The sequence below is a fragment of the Streptomyces sp. APSN-46.1 genome, assembly GCF_022815725.1.
Taxonomy (GTDB): domain Bacteria; phylum Actinomycetota; class Actinomycetes; order Streptomycetales; family Streptomycetaceae; genus Streptomyces.
Genome location: NZ_JALGRF010000001.1, coordinates 242,331 through 260,249, shown reverse-complemented (window position 1 = coordinate 260,249; position 17,919 = coordinate 242,331). Strand labels below are relative to the sequence as shown.

15 protein-coding genes are annotated in these 17,919 nt (G+C 70.4%); 9 read left to right on the top strand and 6 right to left on the bottom strand.

Annotated elements, in window-relative coordinates; genetic code table 11:
- Positions 1–15: 15 nt before the first annotated feature.
- The 4 genes from MTF65_RS01170 to MTF65_RS01155 form a co-directional block, all read right to left on the bottom strand.
- Positions 16–2,943, bottom strand: coding sequence for an NHLP bacteriocin export ABC transporter permease/ATPase subunit (locus tag MTF65_RS01170; protein ID WP_374207130.1), 2,928 nt, complete (start codon positions 2,941–2,943; stop codon positions 16–18).
- 1 nt (position 2,944) lies between these two features.
- On the bottom strand, positions 2,945–5,269 hold the full coding sequence (locus MTF65_RS01165; protein WP_279398529.1) for an NHLP family bacteriocin export ABC transporter peptidase/permease/ATPase subunit: 2,325 nt from the start codon (positions 5,267–5,269) through the stop codon (positions 2,945–2,947).
- Complete coding sequence (locus tag MTF65_RS01160) at positions 5,266–6,072, bottom strand: HlyD family efflux transporter periplasmic adaptor subunit (protein ID WP_243626265.1); 807 nt, start codon at positions 6,070–6,072, stop codon at positions 5,266–5,268. Before MTF65_RS01160 ends, MTF65_RS01165 begins: the two co-directional genes overlap by 4 nt.
- Before the next feature lie 98 nt (positions 6,073–6,170).
- Positions 6,171–6,410: a hypothetical protein gene (locus tag MTF65_RS01155; protein WP_243626264.1), complete on the bottom strand. Its 240-nt coding sequence runs from the start codon at positions 6,408–6,410 to the stop codon at positions 6,171–6,173.
- 517 nt (positions 6,411–6,927) lie between these two features.
- Between MTF65_RS01155 and MTF65_RS01150 the strand changes: the two genes are divergently transcribed.
- The 5 genes from MTF65_RS01150 (at position 6,928) to MTF65_RS01130 (ending at position 10,401) form a co-directional block, all read left to right on the top strand.
- Complete coding sequence (locus tag MTF65_RS01150; RefSeq protein WP_243626263.1) at positions 6,928–7,131, top strand: hypothetical protein; 204 nt, start codon at positions 6,928–6,930, stop codon at positions 7,129–7,131.
- A 58-nt stretch (positions 7,132–7,189) separates the two neighbouring features.
- Complete coding sequence (locus MTF65_RS01145) at positions 7,190–7,444, top strand: hypothetical protein (protein ID WP_243626262.1); 255 nt, start codon at positions 7,190–7,192, stop codon at positions 7,442–7,444.
- 114 nt (positions 7,445–7,558) lie between these two features.
- Positions 7,559–7,966: an actin depolymerization factor/cofilin-like domain-containing protein gene (locus tag MTF65_RS01140; RefSeq protein WP_243626261.1), complete on the top strand. Its 408-nt coding sequence runs from the start codon at positions 7,559–7,561 to the stop codon at positions 7,964–7,966.
- A gap of 223 nt (positions 7,967–8,189) precedes the next feature.
- Positions 8,190–9,287 carry a hypothetical protein gene (locus MTF65_RS01135; RefSeq protein WP_243626260.1) on the top strand — a complete coding sequence of 366 codons (1,098 nt, stop codon included), beginning with the start codon at positions 8,190–8,192 and terminating at the stop codon, positions 9,285–9,287.
- Between the two features lie 166 nt (positions 9,288–9,453).
- Positions 9,454–10,401, top strand: coding sequence for an NmrA/HSCARG family protein (locus MTF65_RS01130; protein WP_243626259.1), 948 nt, complete (start codon positions 9,454–9,456; stop codon positions 10,399–10,401).
- A gap of 46 nt (positions 10,402–10,447) precedes the next feature.
- On the opposite strand, the gene MTF65_RS01125 is transcribed toward MTF65_RS01130, so the two are convergent.
- Together MTF65_RS01125 and recQ are read right to left on the bottom strand one after the other, a co-directional pair.
- Positions 10,448–12,268, bottom strand: a complete 1,821-nt coding sequence (locus MTF65_RS01125; RefSeq protein WP_243626258.1) for an ABC transporter ATP-binding protein — start codon at positions 12,266–12,268, stop codon at positions 10,448–10,450.
- A 141-nt stretch (positions 12,269–12,409) separates the two neighbouring features.
- On the bottom strand, positions 12,410–14,455 hold the full coding sequence (gene recQ, locus MTF65_RS01120; RefSeq protein WP_243626257.1) for a DNA helicase RecQ: 2,046 nt from the start codon (positions 14,453–14,455) through the stop codon (positions 12,410–12,412).
- Positions 14,456–14,635: 180 nt separating this feature from the next.
- Here recQ and MTF65_RS01115 point away from each other — a divergent pair, with 180 nt between their 5' ends.
- The 4 genes from MTF65_RS01115 to MTF65_RS01100 all read left to right on the top strand — a co-directional run bounded on the left by MTF65_RS01115 (position 14,636) and on the right by MTF65_RS01100 (position 17,910).
- Positions 14,636–15,364, top strand: coding sequence for a TetR-like C-terminal domain-containing protein (locus tag MTF65_RS01115; protein WP_243626256.1), 729 nt, complete (start codon positions 14,636–14,638; stop codon positions 15,362–15,364).
- A 40-nt stretch (positions 15,365–15,404) separates the two neighbouring features.
- Positions 15,405–16,577: an MAB_1171c family putative transporter gene (locus tag MTF65_RS01110; protein ID WP_243626255.1), complete on the top strand. Its 1,173-nt coding sequence runs from the start codon at positions 15,405–15,407 to the stop codon at positions 16,575–16,577.
- A 314-nt stretch (positions 16,578–16,891) separates the two neighbouring features.
- Positions 16,892–17,332, top strand: coding sequence for a helix-turn-helix domain-containing protein (locus tag MTF65_RS01105; RefSeq protein WP_243626254.1), 441 nt, complete (start codon positions 16,892–16,894; stop codon positions 17,330–17,332).
- On the top strand, positions 17,329–17,910 hold the full coding sequence (locus MTF65_RS01100; protein WP_243626253.1) for an ImmA/IrrE family metallo-endopeptidase: 582 nt from the start codon (positions 17,329–17,331) through the stop codon (positions 17,908–17,910). Before MTF65_RS01105 ends, MTF65_RS01100 begins: the two co-directional genes overlap by 4 nt.
- Positions 17,911–17,919 lie beyond the last annotated feature (9 nt).

The following is a 17,919-nucleotide window of genomic DNA, read 5'->3' as shown; positions in this document are numbered from 1 at the left end:
AGCTCGCTCGGCCCGTCATCGCAGCTGGCGGCGGACCAGGTCGTGGAAGAGGCCGGCCGGGTCGGCGAGCAGTTCGGCGGGTGGGCCCTGCTGGACGATCCGGCCGTCCGACATGGCGATCACGCGGTCGGCGTCCATGATCGTGGAGAGACGGTGGGCGATCACGATGCGGGTGGCGTGCAAGGTCCGGGTGGATTCGATGACCACGCCCTGGGCTTCGTTGTCCAGCGCGCTGGTGGCCTCGTCGAAGAACAGGATGCGCGGCTTGCGGATGAGGGCCTGGGCGATCATCAGCCGTTGGCGCTGGCCGCCCGAGACGGTGCCGCCGCCGTCGGACAGCATGGTGTGCATGCCCATCGGCATGGCCTTGATGTCCTCCGCCAGGCCCGCCATCGCGGCGGCTTCCCACGCCTCCTCCAGCGAGAACGTCCCGGCGCCGCAGATACAGTCGAGGATCGAGCCGGTGAAGGGCTGGGCGTTCTGCAGGACGACGCCGCACTGGCGGCGCACGGCCGCCTGGTCGAGCGCCGCCAGGTCTTGGCCGTCGTACAGCACGCTGCCGGAGACGGGCTTGTCGAAGCCGATGAGCAACCGCAGCAGTGTCGATTTGCCGCAGCCGCTGGCCCCGACGATCGCGACGAACTCGCCCTGCCCGACGCGGAAGTTGACGTCGTCGAGTACGAGCGGGCCGTCGTCGGCATAGCGGTAGGACAGGTTCTTGGCCTCGATGGCGCCGGTCAGCTCGCCCGGCCGGGTACTGGAGCGGCCCACCTCGGGGGTCTCCCGCAGGACCGGCTTGATCTGCTCGAACATCGGCAGCACGGCGGCGGCCGAGATGAGCGCACCGGTCAGCTGCGTGACCGAGGACAGCAGCATCGTCAGCGCGGTGCTGAAGGTGAGGAACTCACTGGCGGACATGGCGCCGCGGGCCGGTCCGGCCAGCAGCATGAACATCACCAGCGTGCACAGCGGCAGGTGGACGGCGCCCAGGACCGTGATGACGTTCTGTATCCGGCCGATGCGCTGCTGCAGATCGCGGGTACGGGCGAATTCCCGCGCCCAGGCGGCGTACGCGAAGCTCTCGGCCGCGGCGACGCGGAGCTTGGGCAGGCCGCGCAGGGTCTGGAAGGCCTGGTTGTTGAGCTGGTGGCCGAGCTTGATCAGCCGGCGCTGGTAGCGCAGCTGCCACAGCCCCAGGCCCAGGAAGACGCCCGCGATGACGACCAGCATGGCGAGCGCCGCCATCGCCAGCGGCACGCTGTAGACGAGCAGCAGTACGAGGTTCATCGCGCCGACCGCGCCCGCCTGTACGCAGACCGGGCCGATGCCGGACAGCACGCGGCGGATGGCGCTGATGCCCATCGCCGCGCCGGCCAGTTCGCCCGTGGAGCGGCCGGTGAAGAACTTCGTCGGCAGCCGCAGCAGCCGGTCCCACACCGCCGGCTGCAAGGTGGCCTCGATGCGGCCCTCCATGCGCAGGATGGAGGTGTTCTGCAGCAGCATGAAGGCGGCCGAGACGATGCCGGTCGCGATCAGGGCCAGCCCGGTCTGCACGATGAGGCCGTTCTCGGCCCGCGGGACGTACCGGCCGAGGACCTGGCCGGTGGCGATCGGCACCAGTGCGCCCAGGACCACCGCGACCAGCCCGCCCAGGAGGAGACTGCGAAGCTCCGGGAGGGTGCCGCGCACGCTGAAGCGGAGCAGCGCCGGCAGGCCCACCCGCCCGTCGGGCAGCGGGCGGTACAGCATGACGGCGCGCGGTTCGAAGGCGGTCTCGTTGGTCTTCCCGATGCGCTCCCGCGTGCCGGTGGCGGGGTCGACCGCCTCGTAGCCGCCGCGCCGCCACATCAGGGCGACCGGCGCGCCGTCCTTCTCGCGCCGGCCCACCAGCGGACCGCTGTTCTCCCGCCACCAGCGCCCGCTGAGCCCGACCACGCGGGTGCGGATCCGCGAGGCGAGCGCGATGCGTTCGACGGGATCCGTCTGCTCGGCCGTAGTGCCGGTCTCGGCCGGTTCGGACAGGGTGATGCGGGCCGCGTCGGCGACCAGGCGGCACACGGCGAAGGTCGCGTCGACGCTCGCGCTCCGGCGGGAACCCCGGCCGGAGCGGCCGATGGACGCCAGCAGCGTCCGGTCCGCCTGGGTACGGGCGGCCCGGCCCGCCTGGATTCCGGCCGCCGTGCGGTCCTCGTGCGCGCGCTCCAGCTGTTCGATCCAGCCGTCCAGGGCGTACAGCAGCCGGTACTGCTGGTCGACCATGCCCTGCCACATCGCCGCGTCGACGAGGAGGGTGCCCACCGCCTCCGTCTCGTACACGGCGCCGTACTGCACACTGCCGGGGGTGATCCGCATCCACAGGATGTCCTCGTCGGCCGCGCCATGCTCGGTGATGGCGCTGCCGTCCAGCGGTGCCTGGTAGAGCACGCGCAGGCCGCGGCCGACGCCGCGCGCGAAGGCGTCCTCAAGGGGGCTCGGTTGTCCTCCGGCGGCGGCGCCGTACTGCCCTTGACCGGCGTACCACTGCTCGCCGTGGAACTGGTCGCCGTAGGGCTGCTCGGCGTAGAACTGGTCGCCGTACTCCGGGCGGTACAGCTCCCGCAGTTCGATGCGGCGCAGCCGGCATCCCTGTAGGGGTCGGCCGACCAGGGTGTGGTCAGGGCCCTCGGCCGGGCCCAGCAGCAGCGTGCCCGGCTCCAGCCGGCCCAGGAAGTGCCAGTGCCCGGCCTGCGCGGCGTCGACGGCGAACAGGTCCAACTCGCCCCGCACGACGAGCCACAGGACGAGCGGGCCCTCCAGGGACAGGCTGCGCAGGCCCGTGCAGTCGACCGGCGAGCCCAGTCCGCCCAGGGCCGCGACGACCGGGTCCGGGGCTCCGCCCGACGGGCCGACGGTAGCGGTGGCCGTGGTGCTGGCGGTGGCGGTGGCGTGGTGCGCGTGCGTCACCTCAGTGCTCCTTGACCAGTTCGGCGTACGGGCCCTGCGCGGCGACCAGATACTCGTGCCGCCCGCGTTCCACGACCGTGCCCCGGTCGAGCACGACGATCTCGTCGCTGTCGCGCACCGTGCTCAGCCGGTGGGCGATGACCACACAGGCGCAGCCACGGCGGCGCAGGTTGTCGATGATGACCTGCTCGGTCACCGAGTCCAGGGCGCTGGTCACTTCGTCGAGGACCATGATGCTGGGGCGGCGCACGAGCGCCCGGGCGATCTCCAGGCGCTGCCGCTGGCCGCCGGAGAAGTTACGACCGTCCTGCTCGACGCGGCTGTGGATGCCACCGGGGCGGCGGGCGACCACGTCGTGGACGGCGGCGTCCTCAAGGGCGGCGATGACGGCCTCGTCCGGGATGGAGGGGTCCCACAGGGTGACGTTGTCACGGACGGTGCCTTCGAAGAGGAAGACGTCCTGGTCGACGAAGGAGACGGAGGCGGCCAGCGCGCCGCGCGGGATGTCCTCCAGCCGCATCCCGTCGATGCGAATGGCCCCCTCCCAGGGGGTGTAGAGGCCGGAGATCAGCCGGGAGACGGTGGACTTGCCGCTGCCGGAACCGCCGACGAGCGCGACCTGCTGCCCGGGGCCGACCGAGAGCGAGAAGTCCTTGAGCAGCGGGGCGTCCAGTGGGCTGTAGCCGAAGGTGAGGTGGTCCAGCTCCACATGGCCCTTGAGGCGGCGAGTGCCGGCGGCCGGCTCGCGCCGCGAGTAGACCGGGTCGAGGGGAAAGTTCTCGACGTCCTTGAGGCGGGCGACGTCGGCCGCGAAGTCCTGGATCCTTCCGGCGACGCCGCCCAGCCGGGAGATCGGCGCGGTGAAGCTGGTCACCAGGGCCTGAAAGGCGACGAGCAGACCCACGGTGAGGTGCCCCTCCACCGCCCGCAGGCCGCCGATCATCAGGATCAGCGCACTGTTGAACGCCGCCAGCGTGGGCGCGACGATCGCGAGCCACGCGCTGGGCACGCCGAGCCGCTGCTGCACGTCGAGGGTGACCGCGTGCTGTCCGGCCCAGCGGCGGAAGAAACCGTTCTCGCCGCCCGTGGCCTTCATCGTTTCGATGAGTTGGAGACCGCTGTAGGACGTATTGGTCAGCCGGGCGCTCTCGGCGCGCAGCTTCTGGGTACCGGTGGCCCTCAGGCGGATCACGATCCGCATGGCCACCACGTTGAGCAGCGCGATCAGCACGCCGACGAGGGTGAGCTGCGGATCGTACGTCCACAGCAGCACCGCGTAGAGGACGACCACCACGGCGTCCACGCCCGCGGCTGCCAGGTCCCGGGCGAGGGTCTCGGCGACCGCGTCGTTGGACTGCAGGCGCTGGACCAGGTCGGCCGGGTTGCGCTGGGAGTAGAAGGCGACCGGAAGTCTGAGCAGGTGCCGGAAGAAGCGGGCACTGCCCAGGGTGGAGGAGATGATGCGCCCGCGCAGCAGATTCGCCTGCTGCAGCGCGGTGAGTGTCGCGGTGAGTACGAGGGCGACGGCCATCGAGGCGAACAGCACACCCAGCAGGGACGTCTGCTCCCCGATGAGGAACATGTCGATGTACGTGCGGCTCAGGGCCGGCACCGACGCGCCGACGGCCACCAGGAGGAGGCTGGAGATCACGGCGGCGGCCATGGTGCCCGAAGTGCCCCGCAGCCGGGCCGGCATGGCGCCCAGGACGCCCGGCTTGCGGCCGCCGCGGCGGAAGCCTTCACCCGGCTCGAAGGTGAGCACGACACCGGTGAAGCTGGTGTCGAACTCGTCCATGGGGACGAACCGGCGGCCCTTGCCGGGGTCGTTGACGTACACGCCCCTGCGTCCGAGCCGGCGGCTCATGCCGTCGTAGACGACGTAGTGGTTGAACTCCCAGAAGAGGACGGCCGGGGCGCTCACCTCGGCGAGCGCGGCCAGGTCCATCTGCATGCCCTTGGCCTTCAGCCCGTAACCACGGGCGGCCTTGAGGAGGTTGCTGGCGCGGGAGCCGTCGCGGGAGACGCCGCAGCCGATGCGCAGTTCTTCGAGGGGGACGAAGCGGCCGTAGTGGCCGAGCACCATGGCCAGGGCGGCGGCGCCGCACTCCACCGCCTCCATCTGCAGCACGGTGGGGGTGTGTACGGGGCGGGGCGTCTTGCCCCTGGGGGCCCTGGGGGCGGGCGCGGGCCTGCGGCGGGCGCCGCCCTTGGCCTCGGGGCGGTGACGCCGTCGTCCGGCGGGAGGGAGCTGCGGCGCCCGCGGCGGTGCCCCGGTCTGCGGGGCGGCCTGCGGCGCGGTCTGCGGCCCTGTCTGCGGCACGGTCATGGCAGCAGCCAGTCGACGGGGCGCCGCGCGGCGAGGTGGGCGGCGCCGGTGACCGGCGTCCTTGAGTCGACGGCGTACGGGGGCCCGTCCGCGGAGGACCACCGGTAGCCGGACTTGGTGGAGGAGGAACGTTCCAGCTGTACCAGCACCGCGACCGGGTTGCCGTGGCGGGAGAACTGTTCGGCGAGCCCGCTGTCGCCGAGGAAGCTGCCGATCTGCGCCTGCGTCTGGGGCGCACGACCGACCGCCTTGACGCGGCCGCGCAGCATGCCGAACTGCTGCTGCGGGACGGACTGGACGCTCAGGTCGACCTGGGCGCCCACGGAGATCGCCGAGCCGCTGCCGCCCGGCACGTACAGCACCGCCACCAGCGGGTCCTCCGGATTCTTCACACGTTCCACGGTCGCCACGTCCGCGCCGGTAGCGACGACCGAGCCCACCTTGGCCACCAGTGTCGTCAACCGGCCGCCGGTCACCACGCGCACGGGGCGGTCCCCCTGCTCCGTACGGACAGTGAGCAGGGGCGCACCGGCGGCCAGCAGTTGGCCCTCCTCGGCGAGGGCTCCGGTCACCTGTCCCGCGACCGGGGTCTGCAGCACGTAACTGCCCTCGGCATGGGTGAGGATGCCGGGTGCGCTCAGCTTGGAGGACACGGTGCCGGTGAAAGCCCAGAAGCCCGCGGCGGCCATGACGATGACCGTGACGGCCAGGACGAGCCGCCCCTGCGGGCGCGCGAAGCGAACGGGCAAGTCGAGTTCTTCGGGCGATTGCAGCTTGGAAAGTGCCTTTTGGCGAAACTGCACGGACTATTCCTTCAACTGCATTCGTATCGGTCGGGTACGCGGACAGCCAGGAACCCCGGAGCCGTGGGGGACACTCCGGGGTTCAAGGGATATCCCGATCAGAGACCGGCGTAACCGGCGTTCACCGAAACGCCGGTGATGCCCGTGACGAGGCCGGGGACGCCGGCAACGATGCCCTGCGCGGCCTGGACCGTGTCGAGGGAGCCCACGACGCCCACGACGCTGCTGACATCGCTGGTCACGGCGCCGGCCAGGCCACCGTTGATGCTGATGACACCGCCGGAGACGGCGTCCAGCTCGGTGTCGTCGATCTCACGGGTCTCGATGTTGTCACGCATGATGCGCACCTTTCATTGGGGGGAGGAATTCATTACTGCGGCGACTGGGGGGCGGCCCGGAACTCAGCCGTCATTCCCGACCGCCGCAATGCGCAAGATGAAAGCACGCGAACGGGCTACCCACCCAATCCCGTTGACGCCCCATCACGGGCAGATGGTCACCTCTGACGACTGACGTGCAGCTTGATTCACGGAATAGTGACGGCTTCTTCACAAGATCGAGTAACAGATACGAGCCGTCCGCTGCTTACACGGAACCAAACGGGGCGAACCTGTACCAATCAGATGGGGCATATCCGTCATACCGCACGGTGAAGGAGGCGAGCAGGCGCGATCGCGCACACGGTGTGAAGGTTTCCGGAAGGCGCGCGGGGTGACGGGCGCATCACGCCTGGTGTGCGTGCGGGCGGCCCGCCGACCCGCCGGCCCCATGACGCGCGGCGGCGTCGGGGTTTCGCCGGCCGGGAGCCGGGCAGCCGCCACGAGGGGGCGTGAGACAGGAACGAGGAGGACGGCCATGGACGAGCAGGGCGGCGCAGGAGGAATGCCGCTGCACGACGATCAGGCACAGGCCCGGCACCGCAAGCCGCGCGTCGACCGCGACGACGATGAGAAGACGGCGGCCGCCGACACGGACGAGGCCAGCCGTCTCGACCGCCCGCAGCAGACCGAGAAGCCGGGCGGGAAGGGCACACGCTGGGTGAGTCCGCGGGACGAATGACGCGAGCGGGCCCGCGTACCGCGAGCAGATCGGCCCGGAAGCATCGAGGAGGTGCGACGTGAGCAAGCAGCAGCAGCCGCGTCACCGCGCGCCCACCCCACCGTCGGAAGCCGTCGGGGAGAGCGGAGACCGAGAGGCCCGGCAGGCGGCGGACGAGGCCGTCATCGGCCGTACGGGAGACAGCAGATCCGGTCGGCGTGACGCCGCCGGCCATTCCGCCAAGCGGCAGCGCGCCGGAATCGGCCGGGAGGAACAGATCCGGCAGCATCCGCAGGGAGATGATCGCCCCGGGCAGGAGGGCGGAGCCCGCTGACCGAGGGCGTACGTCCCGCAACGGGCCGGAGTCAACACCGCGAAGAACCCTGCCGACCTTGTGTCGTTGAGCCACTGACATCTGCACCGCACCCCTGCATGATCGGAGATCGCCGTGAGCAGCCGGGGCACCACCGTGGACGACAGCTGCCTGAGCGCCTTCCAGGAGCTGAGGAGCAAACGGGAGATCAACACGGTCATCTACCGGCTGAACGAGCCCCTGGACACGGTGGTCGTCGAGAGCGAGGCGAACCTCACGCACGAGGAGATGCTGGAGTCGCTTCCGGCCAACGAGCCCAGGTTCGTCGCGTACGCCCTGTGCTTCGCCACGGCGGACGGGGCCCGCAGGAGCGACCTCGTGATGATCTTCTGGATCCCCGACGGGGCGCTGCCCGCGCACAAGCTCGCCTACTCCTCCGCCTATGGCGTCCTCCGTGACCTCTTCGACGGCATCCAGGTCGACGTCCGGGCCACGACCCTGTCCGACCTGGCCTACAACGAGCTCGTATCCCAGGCGGTCTGACCGGGACCGGCGACGGCCCCTGATCGCGTTCCCCCATGGCTACGCGGACCGGCAGCTCGCACCGTTGCCGTTTGGGGGTGGCCTGTACGGGCAGGCGTAGCGACAAGCAACCGGGCGCACCATGCCGCATACGCAGAACGGTCCACCGCAGCCCGGGCCCGTGCCTGGCCCCGTGCCCGCTCCGGGCGGGCCGGATCCGGCGCTCGTTCGCCGGGAGGAAGCCGTGAAACTGCATTTCCTCAGCCCGCTGTACGCCCATCCCGGCCCCATCGCCTCCGTATGCCTCGACACCTCCCGTGACCTCGACGACCCGGAACGGGCGATCGACCTGCGCTGGCGCAAGCTGCACAAGAGCCTGCTCGCGCACGACGCGGACGAGCCCACCATCCGCGCCATCGACGAGGCCGTCGGCACCGACCGCGAGGTGTCCGGACGGCATGGCCAGGCGATCTTCGCGGCCCACGGGCAGTTGCTGCTCGCGGAGTGCCTGCCCGAGCCCCCCGCGCGCGACAGCGCCCGGTACGGGATGCTGCCCGACGCGCTGCCGCTGGCTCTCCAGCGCGCCCCGGACATCCCGTACGCGGTGGTCGTCATCCACCGCGTGCACCTCGCGGGGCCCGCGGGCGATGAGGAGGTACTGGAGCTCGACCACCAGAGCGGCAGGTGGCCGATGAGCCGCGTGGCCCCGGGCGAGGTCGCGCACCGCCGGATACCGGTGGAGGGGTGGCCCACGGAAGTCGAACAGCTGGTGACGGAGCTGGTGGACCGCACGGACGCCGAGGGCCTCGAACTGATCGTGCTGGCCGGTGACCCGTGGGCCGTCAACAGCCTCACGCGGTCGGCTCCGCGGAAGCTGCACGGCCACTTCGTCAAACTCAAGGACGGCCACCACCGCCGGCCGGAGCCCGGCCGGGCGCTGCTGGAGGAGGAACTCGGCGGCCTGCTCGGTGACAGGCTGTCCGACCACGACAAGCACCAGCTCGATGCCTACCTCGGCCAGCGCGCCCGTCACCCGGAGTACGTCGAGGGAATCGCCGCCACGGTCGCCGCCCTCCAGCGCGGGCAGGCCCACTCCTTGATCCTGAACCAGCCGGTGGAGCTCGACCAGCACCTGTGGGTCGGCATGGCGCCCACCCACCTCGCCCTGTCCGGGGAGGACCTGAACGCCTTCGGCCTGAGCTACTACTGGGAGGAACCCGCGGTCGGTGCGGCCCTGATCCGGGCTGCGGCCGGCACGCAGGCCGACCTGATCGTCGTACCGCACGACGAACTGCCACTGACGGACGGTGCCGCCGTGCTCCTGCGCTACACCGGCACCTGATGCACCGCCCGTGCACCTGCACAGCCGCCGGCGAACGGTACGCCATCCGGGGCGGGATCGGCGTGTACCGCCGGTCGCGGTCGGCCCCGTGGCCGTAGGTTTCGCAGCGGGATGTGCCTCGACGGGCACGGAGCGTGCCGAAGGAAACAGGAAGTGGGTGCCTGCGATGACCGAGCAGCGAATCGTCACCGTGTTCGGCGCGACGGGACACCAGGGAGGCTCATTCGTACGGGCCGCCCTCGCGGACCGGGACAGCGGTTTCGCGGTCCGCGCGGTGACCCGTCGGCCGGACTCGGACCGGGCCAAGGAGCTGGAACGGCTCGGGGCCGAGGTGGTCCGGGCCGATCTGGACGACGAGGAAAGCCTGGTCGCGGCACTCGACGGCGCGCACGGGGCGTTCATGGTGACCAACTTCTGGGAGGACATGGACGCGGCGCACGAGAAGGCCCAGGCGGCGGCCCTGGCTCGGGCGGCGGGGCAGGTGGGTGTGCAGCACGCCATCTGGTCCACCCTGGAGGACACCCGCGAGTGCATTCCGCTGGACGACGACCGGATGCCCACGCTCCAGGGCTCCTACAAGGTCCCGCACTTCGACGGCAAGGCCGAAGCCGACCACTACTTCACCGACGACGGCGTACCGACCACCTTCCTGCGCACCACCTTCTACTGGGAGAACCTGTTCGGCGCGTTCGGCCCGCAGCGCGGCGAGGACGGCGTCTTCGAGCTGAACTTCCCGATGGGCGACAGCAGGCTCTCCGGCATCGCCGTCGACGACATCGGCAAGACCGCGCTCGCCATCCTCAAGCGCGGGACCGACTTCATCCCCGCCACCGTCAGCATCGCGGGCGAACACCTGCCCGTCGCCGACATGGCCGCGGCCATGTCCGAGTCGCTCGGACAGCCCGTGCGCTACCGGCCCCTGACGCCGGACGCGTTCCGCGCCCTCGGCTTCCCCGGCGCCGACGAGGCCGGCAACATGTTCCAGTTCTACGCCGACTGCGAGGACCGCTTCACCAGCGCCCGCGACCTCGACGCCGTCCGCGCCCTCAACCCGGCCCTCCAGGACTTCTCCACCTGGCTGGCCGCACACCGGGACAAGTTCCACTGGAGCTGAGAGCTCCGACACCGTACGGCGGCCCTCGCCCACGCCTGGCTCGTGATCAGTGCAGGTCGGATCGTGCTGGGCTGTCGTCGAGGAAGCCGCCCGACTGGTGCTGCCACAGTTTCGCGTAGGCGCCCTCGGAGGCGAGCAGCTCCTGGTGCGTTCCCTGCTCGACGATCCGTCCGCCGTCGAGGACGACGAGCCGGTCCATGTGGGCCACCGTGCTGAGCCGGTGCGCCACCACGAGCGCCGTCCGGCCCTCCATGAGGCGCCACAGCGCCTCCTGGACGAGGATCTCGCTCTCGGAGTCCAGGGCGCTGGTCGCCTCGTCGAGCAGCAGGATCGGAGCGTCGCGCAGGATCGCCCTGGCGAGCGCGACCCGCTGGCGCTGTCCGCCGGAGAGCTTGACTCCGCGCTCGCCGACCATGGTGTCGAGGCCGCACGGCAGGGCGTCCGCGAACTCCGTGACGTGCGCCGCCTCGGCCGCGCGGCGGATCTCGGCGTCGGTGGCGTCCGGCCGGGCGAACGCGATGTTCTCCCGCAGCGTGCGGTGGAACATCGCCGGGTCCTGCGGCACGTAGGCCATCAGGCCGCGCAGGTCCCTCTGGCGCAGCCTGCCGATGTCCTGGCCGCCGATCAGGATCCGGCCCGCGTCGATGTCCGTCATCCGCAGCAGCAGCCGGGTGAGCGTGGTCTTGCCGCCGCCGGACCGCCCCACGAGCCCGATCTTCGCCCCGCTCGGCACGGCCAGGTCCAGTCCCTCGAAGAGCGGGTCCGCGCCCGCGTGGGCGAAGGTCACCTCCTCGAAGCGGATGTCGGCGGCCCGGGTCGGCGGCGGCTCCGGCGACTCCGGGTCGACCACGGTCGGCGGCTTCAGCAGCAGCTCCGTGAACTGCGCCGCCTCCGTCATCGAGCTCTCCAGGCGACGGTAGATCTGGTTGAACTCGAACATGATCCGCGTGGCGTTGGAGTAGTACGTGAAGGCGACCACGACCGCCTCCACACCGTGCCCGCCGCCCCCGGCGACCGCGACCGCGAGCAGCAGGCCCAGCGTGTTGGTCAGCACGGACATCGGCGCGACGACGGTGTCGATGCGCAGGTTGCCGTAGTCCCACGACCGCAGCATGAGCCCCCGCGACTCCGCCACCCGGGACCGGTGCTCGGCCGCCTCGCGCTCCTCCGCGGCGAACGCCCGGACCGTGTCCATGTTCATCAGGCTGTCGGCGACGTGCCCCGACACGCGGGCGATCGCCTCCTCGCGCCGGTCGACGAGCACCTGACGGCGGCGGATGAGGGGCAGCACGCACACCCCCGTCACCGCGATCATGGCCAGCAGCGCCACGACGAGCAGCGGTTCGTAGTGCCAGAGCACCACCGACCCGAACAGCGGCGGCACGAACCTGCCCACGACCGAGAAGGTCATCGTGTCGACGAACTCCTCGAAACGGGAAGCGAAGCTCAGGACCCGCTTGGTGAGTGACCCGGCGAAGTTGTCGTGGAAGAACGCGGCGTCCTTCGCGAACAGCTCGTCCATCCCGATCACGTACAGGCGCTCGATACCGAGGGCGTCGAGGCGGTTCAGGCAGTGCATGCCGATGCGCCACACCGCCTCCGAGAGCAGCAGGACACCGGCGAATCCGAGGACGTACGGGAGCATCGCGCCGACGGTGAGAACGGCGCCGCCGCCGGCGATGCGGCCGACGAGCTTCGCGACGACCAGTGGGGCGATGTAGTTGACGCCGGTGTTGCCCAGGGCCGGCAGCAGCATGGCGGGCAGCGTCAGCCACCGAAGCCGCGCCAACTCCCGTCCGTAGTAACGAAGTGCGAGGAGCACCGGGCTCCTGCCGGGCGGAACCCCTGGTGATGCGGACGATCGCATGGCAGCAACCCTGTGATGTCGTGCGGCAGAACCGGAACCGCAGTGTCCCGCGAGCGCGCCCGCGCCGTCCAAGCGTTTTCCGTGTGGGCGACATCCCGTACGGACGAGCGACCCGATCCCCCGTCCCGCGCGCCGGAACGGCTACTCCCAGTCGTCCCAGGGCGGGTCCGTCTCGTCCAGGTCGAAGGGCGGTTCGTCGGCGTACGGCGCCGCGGGCCGTACGTCCGGCACGCGCGCCGCGGGGGCCGGGCCGGCGGGGGCCGACGCGTCGGACTCGGCCGCGAGCGCGGCGGCGGGGACGGGGACGGGGACGGGGACGGGGGCGGGCTCGGTGGCGTTGCGGTCCGCCAGGGTGTCGAGGACGCCCTGGGCGTATTTGGTGAGCTTGGCCTCGCCGACCCCGCCGATGGTGGCCAGCTCCTCCACCGTGGCGGGGAGTCGTGTCGCGATCTCCCGCAGCGTCGCGTCGTGGAAGACGACGTACGCCGGTACGCCCTGCTCGCGCGCCGTCGCGGCCCGCCAGGCGCGCAGGGCCAGGAAGACCGGTTCGGCCGCGGCCGGCAAGTCGACCGGCACGCGGGCGCCCTTCCCGGAGCGCGACCCGGACTCTTTCCGGGGCGGGCCGACGGCCGCCTTCTCCTTCCGCAGGGGAACGCTGCGGCGTCCGCCCAGCACCTCGCCACTGTCCTCCGTCAGCACGAGCGTGCCGTAGTCGCCCTCCACCGCCAGCAGCCGCAGCGCCAGCAGCTGGCGCACGACGCCTCGCCACTCCGCGGTGCTCAGATCCGACCCGACGCCGAACACCGAGAGGGCGTCGTGGTCGAACTGGATGACCTTGGCCGTCTTCTTGCCCTGCAGGATGTCGATGATCTGGCCGGCGCCGAACTTCTGACGGCGCTCCTTCGCCAGCCTCCACACCGTGGACAGCAGTTTCTGCGCCGCGACCGTTCCGTCCCAGGACTCGGCCGGTGTCAGACACGTATCGCAGTTGCCGCACGGCCCGCCCGACTGCCCGAAGTACTCCAGAAGCCGCGATCGGCGGCAGTCGACGGTCTCGCACAGCGCGAGCATGGAGTCCAGGTGCATGCCCAGGGAGCGGCGGTGTGCGTCGTCGCCCTCGGAGCCTTCGATGAGCTTGCGCTGCTGGACCACGTCCTGGAGGCCGTAGGCCAGCCACGCCGTGGCCGGCTCGCCGTCGCGGCCGGCCCGGCCGGTCTCCTGGTAGTAGCCCTCGACCGACTTCGGCAGGTCGAGGTGGGCCACGAAGCGCACGTCCGGCTTGTCGATGCCCATGCCGAAGGCGATCGTGGCCACCACCACGACTCCGTCCTCCCGCAGGAAGCGCGCCTGGTTCGCCGCACGCGCGCGGGCATCCATTCCGGCGTGGTACGCCACGGCGTCGATGCCCTGCTCCGCCAGGAAGGCCGCGGTCTTCTCCACCGAGGCCCGCGAGAGGCAGTAGACGACTCCGGCGTCCCCGTCGTGCTCGGTCCGGATCAGTTCCAGCAGCTGCTTGAGCGGGTTGTTCTTCGCGACGATGCGGTACTGGATGTTCGGCCGGTCGAAGCTGGCGACGAAGTGCCGGGCGTCCTCCAGACCGAGCCGCGCCACGATCTCGGCGTGGGTGGCCTCGGTGGCCGTCGCGGTCAGCGCGATCCGCGGCACCTTCGGCCAGCGCTCGTGCAGCATGGACAGCGCGAGGTAGTCGGGCCGGAAGTCGTGACCCCACTGGGCGACGCAGTGCGCCTCGTCGATCGCGAAGAGCGCCACCTTGCCCCGGTCGAGCAGCCGCTGGGTGTTCTCCGTGCGCAGCCGCTCAGGAGCCAGGTAGAGCAGGTCCAGCTCGTCGGCGAGGAAAGCCCGCTCGACGGCCTGCCGCTCATGCGCGGCCTGCGTCGAATTGAGGAATCCGGCCCGTACCCCGAGGGCGGTGAGCGCGTTCACCTGGTCCTGCATCAGCGCGATGAGCGGCGAGATCACGACGCCCGTACCTTCCCTGACGAGCGCCGGGACCTGGTAGCAGAGCGATTTGCCGCCGCCGGTCGGCATCAGCACGAGGGCGTCACCGCCGCCGACGACCTGCTCGATGATCTCCTGCTGCTCGCCGCGGTAAGAGCTGTAGCCGAAGACGCGGTGCAGCACCTGCGAAGCGTCGGAGATCTCGGGGGATGCGTCGGGAAGGGCCATTCAAGAAGCCTAACGTCACCCGCCGACACCCCGGCTCCACCCGCCCGAACCTGTGGACAACCTCCCCGGCCCAGGCGTCGGGGTGCGGCCGGGGCTCCAGTGGCCGGATCACAACGCATGGCAGGGGCGCTCTGGAGGCCGCCTCTCACGGCCGTTGTTGCCGGCGGGTACGGTTCCGGCATGGACGTTTCCTCAGTGAATTCGACCGACGACAAGGTGACTCCGCCGGCGGTGATCAAGGACACCGCGCGTCAGCAGCTGGTGAAACTGGGAGCCGGAGGGCTGTCCCTGGATGCGGTCGCGCGCGACAGCGGTCTTGCCGTCGCCGACGTCGAAGCCGTCTTCCCGCACCGGGACGACCTGCTGACCGCACTGGTCATCGATGCCTACAACACGTCCGGCGCCGCGATGGAGCAGGCCGACCAGACCGCCAGGGACGCTTCGGCGTCGGCGGGTGCGCGGCTCCTCGCGGTCACGCGCGCGTTGCGGCAGTGGTCCTTCGACCACCCCGCCGAGTTCACACTGATCTACGGCTCCCCCGTTCCGGACTACCACGCCCCGCAGGACACGGTCCCGGCCGCCTCGCGCACCCCCGCGGTGCTCGCCGGCATCGTGAGTTCGGCGCTGCGGGGCGGTGAACTCACTCCGCCCCGGCGGACGGTGCCCGGCCCGCCGCTGCTCCTGCCGGCGGCCATGGAGCTGTTCGGCGGCGTGCCCGAGGCGCCGTTCTCGGACATCATCGAGCGCGGCATCGTCCTGTGGAGCAACCTCATCGGGCTCCTGGTCTTCCAGGTCTTCAGCCGTACCCACGACAGCGTCAGGGACGAGGCCGCGTTCTTCGACTACGCCGTCGCCGTGGCGGCCGAAAGCATCGGCCTCGTGGTTCCCTTGGGCGAGAAAACCGACTGAACCGTCCGCCGCATGCGCGGCACCTCCAGGAAATCAGGCCGTGAATACCGCTAGAACCCTCTGCTTCGTCATAGCAGCGCTCTCGTCGTATGCCGCGCTCGTCTACCGGCTGTGCCAGGCCCGGCGCAGCTGGAAGGACAGCGCCTACCGCGCGCTGGTCATCACTCTGCTGCTCCAATGCCTCACCTTCACGATGGGCGCCGTCGCCATGGGAGGCGAGAGTTTCCTGGGCGTCGGCAACCTCGCCATCCTCCTGATGCACCTGTCGGCGGTCGCCTTCTGCGTCAGCGCGCAAATCATCCTGCTGCGCTGGGCGACCGCCGACGAGGAGGCGATACGGAAGTCGCGCTACTGGCTGATCACCGGAATCTGCCTCAACACGCTCCTGACGGCGCTCTTCTTCCTCGCCGACGGTTCCGGCCGACCCGCTTCCGACTTCGACACCGGCAGCGGCCAGCCGCTGGTCCTCACGTACCTCCTGGTCTTCATCGTCTCCCAGGCGGTTCCGTGCGTCACCATCTTCCGCCAGTGCGGCCCCTACGCCCGGATGACCGACAACGCCTCGCTGCGGCAGGCGCTGCGGCTGCTCTCCGTCGCCTCGGTGGTCCTCTTCCTCTACTGCCTGGCCAGGACGGTGAACATCCTCACCGCCGCGTCCGGAATCGACATCGGCGTCTGGAAGGTCGCCGCTTCCGTCTTCAGTGCGGCGGGCATCGTCACCCTCTCGCTCAGCCTGACCAATTCCTCATGGGGCCCGTCGGCCGCCAAGCTCCTGGACTGGGCGCGCACTTACCGGTCGTACCGGGCCCTCTACCCGCTCTGGCGGGACCTGTACGAGTCCTCCCCGGACATCGCCCTGGAGCCGCCCGGGGCTTCGGTCTCGGCTTCGGTCTCCGACCTCAACTACCGCCTGCACCGGCGGGTCGTCGAAATACGTGACGGATGGCGGGACTTGCGCCCCTACATCGACCGCGCCACCCACGACTCCGACTCCGGCGGACCGGACAGGGAAGCGAGCGAGGAGTTCCGGCAGGCGTTCGCCGAAGCGGCACAGATCAGGCAGGCCCTGCACGCCAAGCGGAAGGGAACCATCCCCCAAGTCAACAAGGACGACGGGGACTTCGACGACCGCGACACCGACAATTTCACCGCGGAAGTCGCCTGGCTGACCCAAGTCGCTTCCGCCTACAGTAAACTCGGCAACGCGAGTTGAGAGCTCCCGCCCGGTTTGCATCCCCCGTCAAACCGGGCGGGCATCCCCCGTTTCCCCCGTGTTTCTCTGTCGGGCCGGACGGGTGGCTCCCGCCCGGAGTGGCCCGGCCCATCCCCCCGAGGGCCGGGCCATTCCGACATCACCCCGACATCACCGACAACCAACTTGGCGACCCCCGTGAGCCAAGTTAGCTGACAGCTATCGGCGGGTCCAACGTTGGCGGAATCCACGCCAATTGTCAACTGGCCGCTAATCTGTGAAACTGGCGTATAGCCAAGGGCTATGCCGAGGAGGTGACGGGAGGGAGATTCACCATGACTGACACTGACGACCGGCCCCTGCTCGCAGTGCGCCTCGACGACCTCTTCAAGACGGTTCGCCCCAAGGGGAGGCACTGGACCAATGCCGAGGTGGCGGAGGAGCTGAAGCGGGCCAGCCCCGAACTCAAGGTCGGCGGTGTGTATCTGTCGCAGTTGCGGACGGGCAAGCGCTCCAACCCCTCACCCGACCTCCTTGCCGCCCTGGCTCGCTTCTTCGGCGTTTCGGTCGCCTACTTCTTCGACGACAAGGTCGCCGAGTCGGTACTCAGTCAGGTCGCCGCCATCGAGGCGTTGCGGCAGTCGGGGGTCCGCGCCGTGGCGATGCGGGCTGCCGGGATGAAGAAGGAGAACCTCCAGGCGATCACGGCCATCATGGACCAGTACCGGCAGATGCAGGGCCTTCCCCCCGTCACCGACTCCTCCGAACCGGAATGAGGGGTGCCAGGAAGGAGCGGTCCGCCGATCAGGACCGCCGCAGTCAGCTCAAGAGGCTCCGGAAGGCCGGCGCGCAGCGGCTCGCCGAACTCGGCCTGCCGAAGGTGAGCGGTGTGGACGAACTGTGTCGCTACCTCGGTGAGATCCGCGACCGTCCGATCACGCTGGTCCCGATGCCGATGCCCTCGACGCATCCCTGCGGCATGTGGGTCGCCGCACGCGACGAGGACCTCATCTTCTACGACGCCAACACCACCAGCGCGCATCAGGAGCACATCATCTTGCACGAGCTGGGCCACATCATCTGCTGCCATCGCGGGGCAGGCGGGCTGGACGAGGCGGCCGCCCGCCTCCTCTTCCCCGACCTCGACCCCGACCTCGTGCGTGACATGCTCCTGCGCGCGACCTACGACGACGTCCAGGAACAGGAGGCGGAGATCATCGCCTATCTGCTCTCCCAACGGATGGGCGGCGCCACCGGGCAACAGCACGGCGAGCCCTCGGCCGCGGAAGCGGGAGAAGGCGGGGATCCCGGAAAGAGCGCCATGCTCAGCCGGATCGAACGCACCCTGTTCTGAGATGAGCCA

What these genes read in the sequence shown, in the direction of transcription:
- MTF65_RS01165 (WP_279398529.1), bottom strand. Translation starts at nt 5,269, where the DNA reads ATGACCGTGCCGCAGACAGGGCCGCAGACCGCGCCGCAGGCCGCCCCG.
- MTF65_RS01155 (WP_243626264.1), bottom strand. Translation starts at nt 6,410, where the DNA reads ATGCGTGACAACATCGAGACCCGTGAGATCGACGACACCGAGCTGGAC.
- MTF65_RS01150 (WP_243626263.1), top strand. Translation starts at nt 6,928, where the DNA reads ATGGACGAGCAGGGCGGCGCAGGAGGAATGCCGCTGCACGACGATCAG.
- MTF65_RS01130 (WP_243626259.1), top strand. Translation starts at nt 9,454, where the DNA reads ATGACCGAGCAGCGAATCGTCACCGTGTTCGGCGCGACGGGACACCAG.
- MTF65_RS01125 (WP_243626258.1), bottom strand. Translation starts at nt 12,268, where the DNA reads ATGCGATCGTCCGCATCACCAGGGGTTCCGCCCGGCAGGAGCCCGGTG.
- recQ (WP_243626257.1), bottom strand. Translation starts at nt 14,455, where the DNA reads ATGGCCCTTCCCGACGCATCCCCCGAGATCTCCGACGCTTCGCAGGTG.
- MTF65_RS01115 (WP_243626256.1), top strand. Translation starts at nt 14,636, where the DNA reads ATGGACGTTTCCTCAGTGAATTCGACCGACGACAAGGTGACTCCGCCG.
- MTF65_RS01105 (WP_243626254.1), top strand. Translation starts at nt 16,892, where the DNA reads ATGACTGACACTGACGACCGGCCCCTGCTCGCAGTGCGCCTCGACGAC.
- MTF65_RS01100 (WP_243626253.1), top strand. Translation starts at nt 17,329, where the DNA reads ATGAGGGGTGCCAGGAAGGAGCGGTCCGCCGATCAGGACCGCCGCAGT.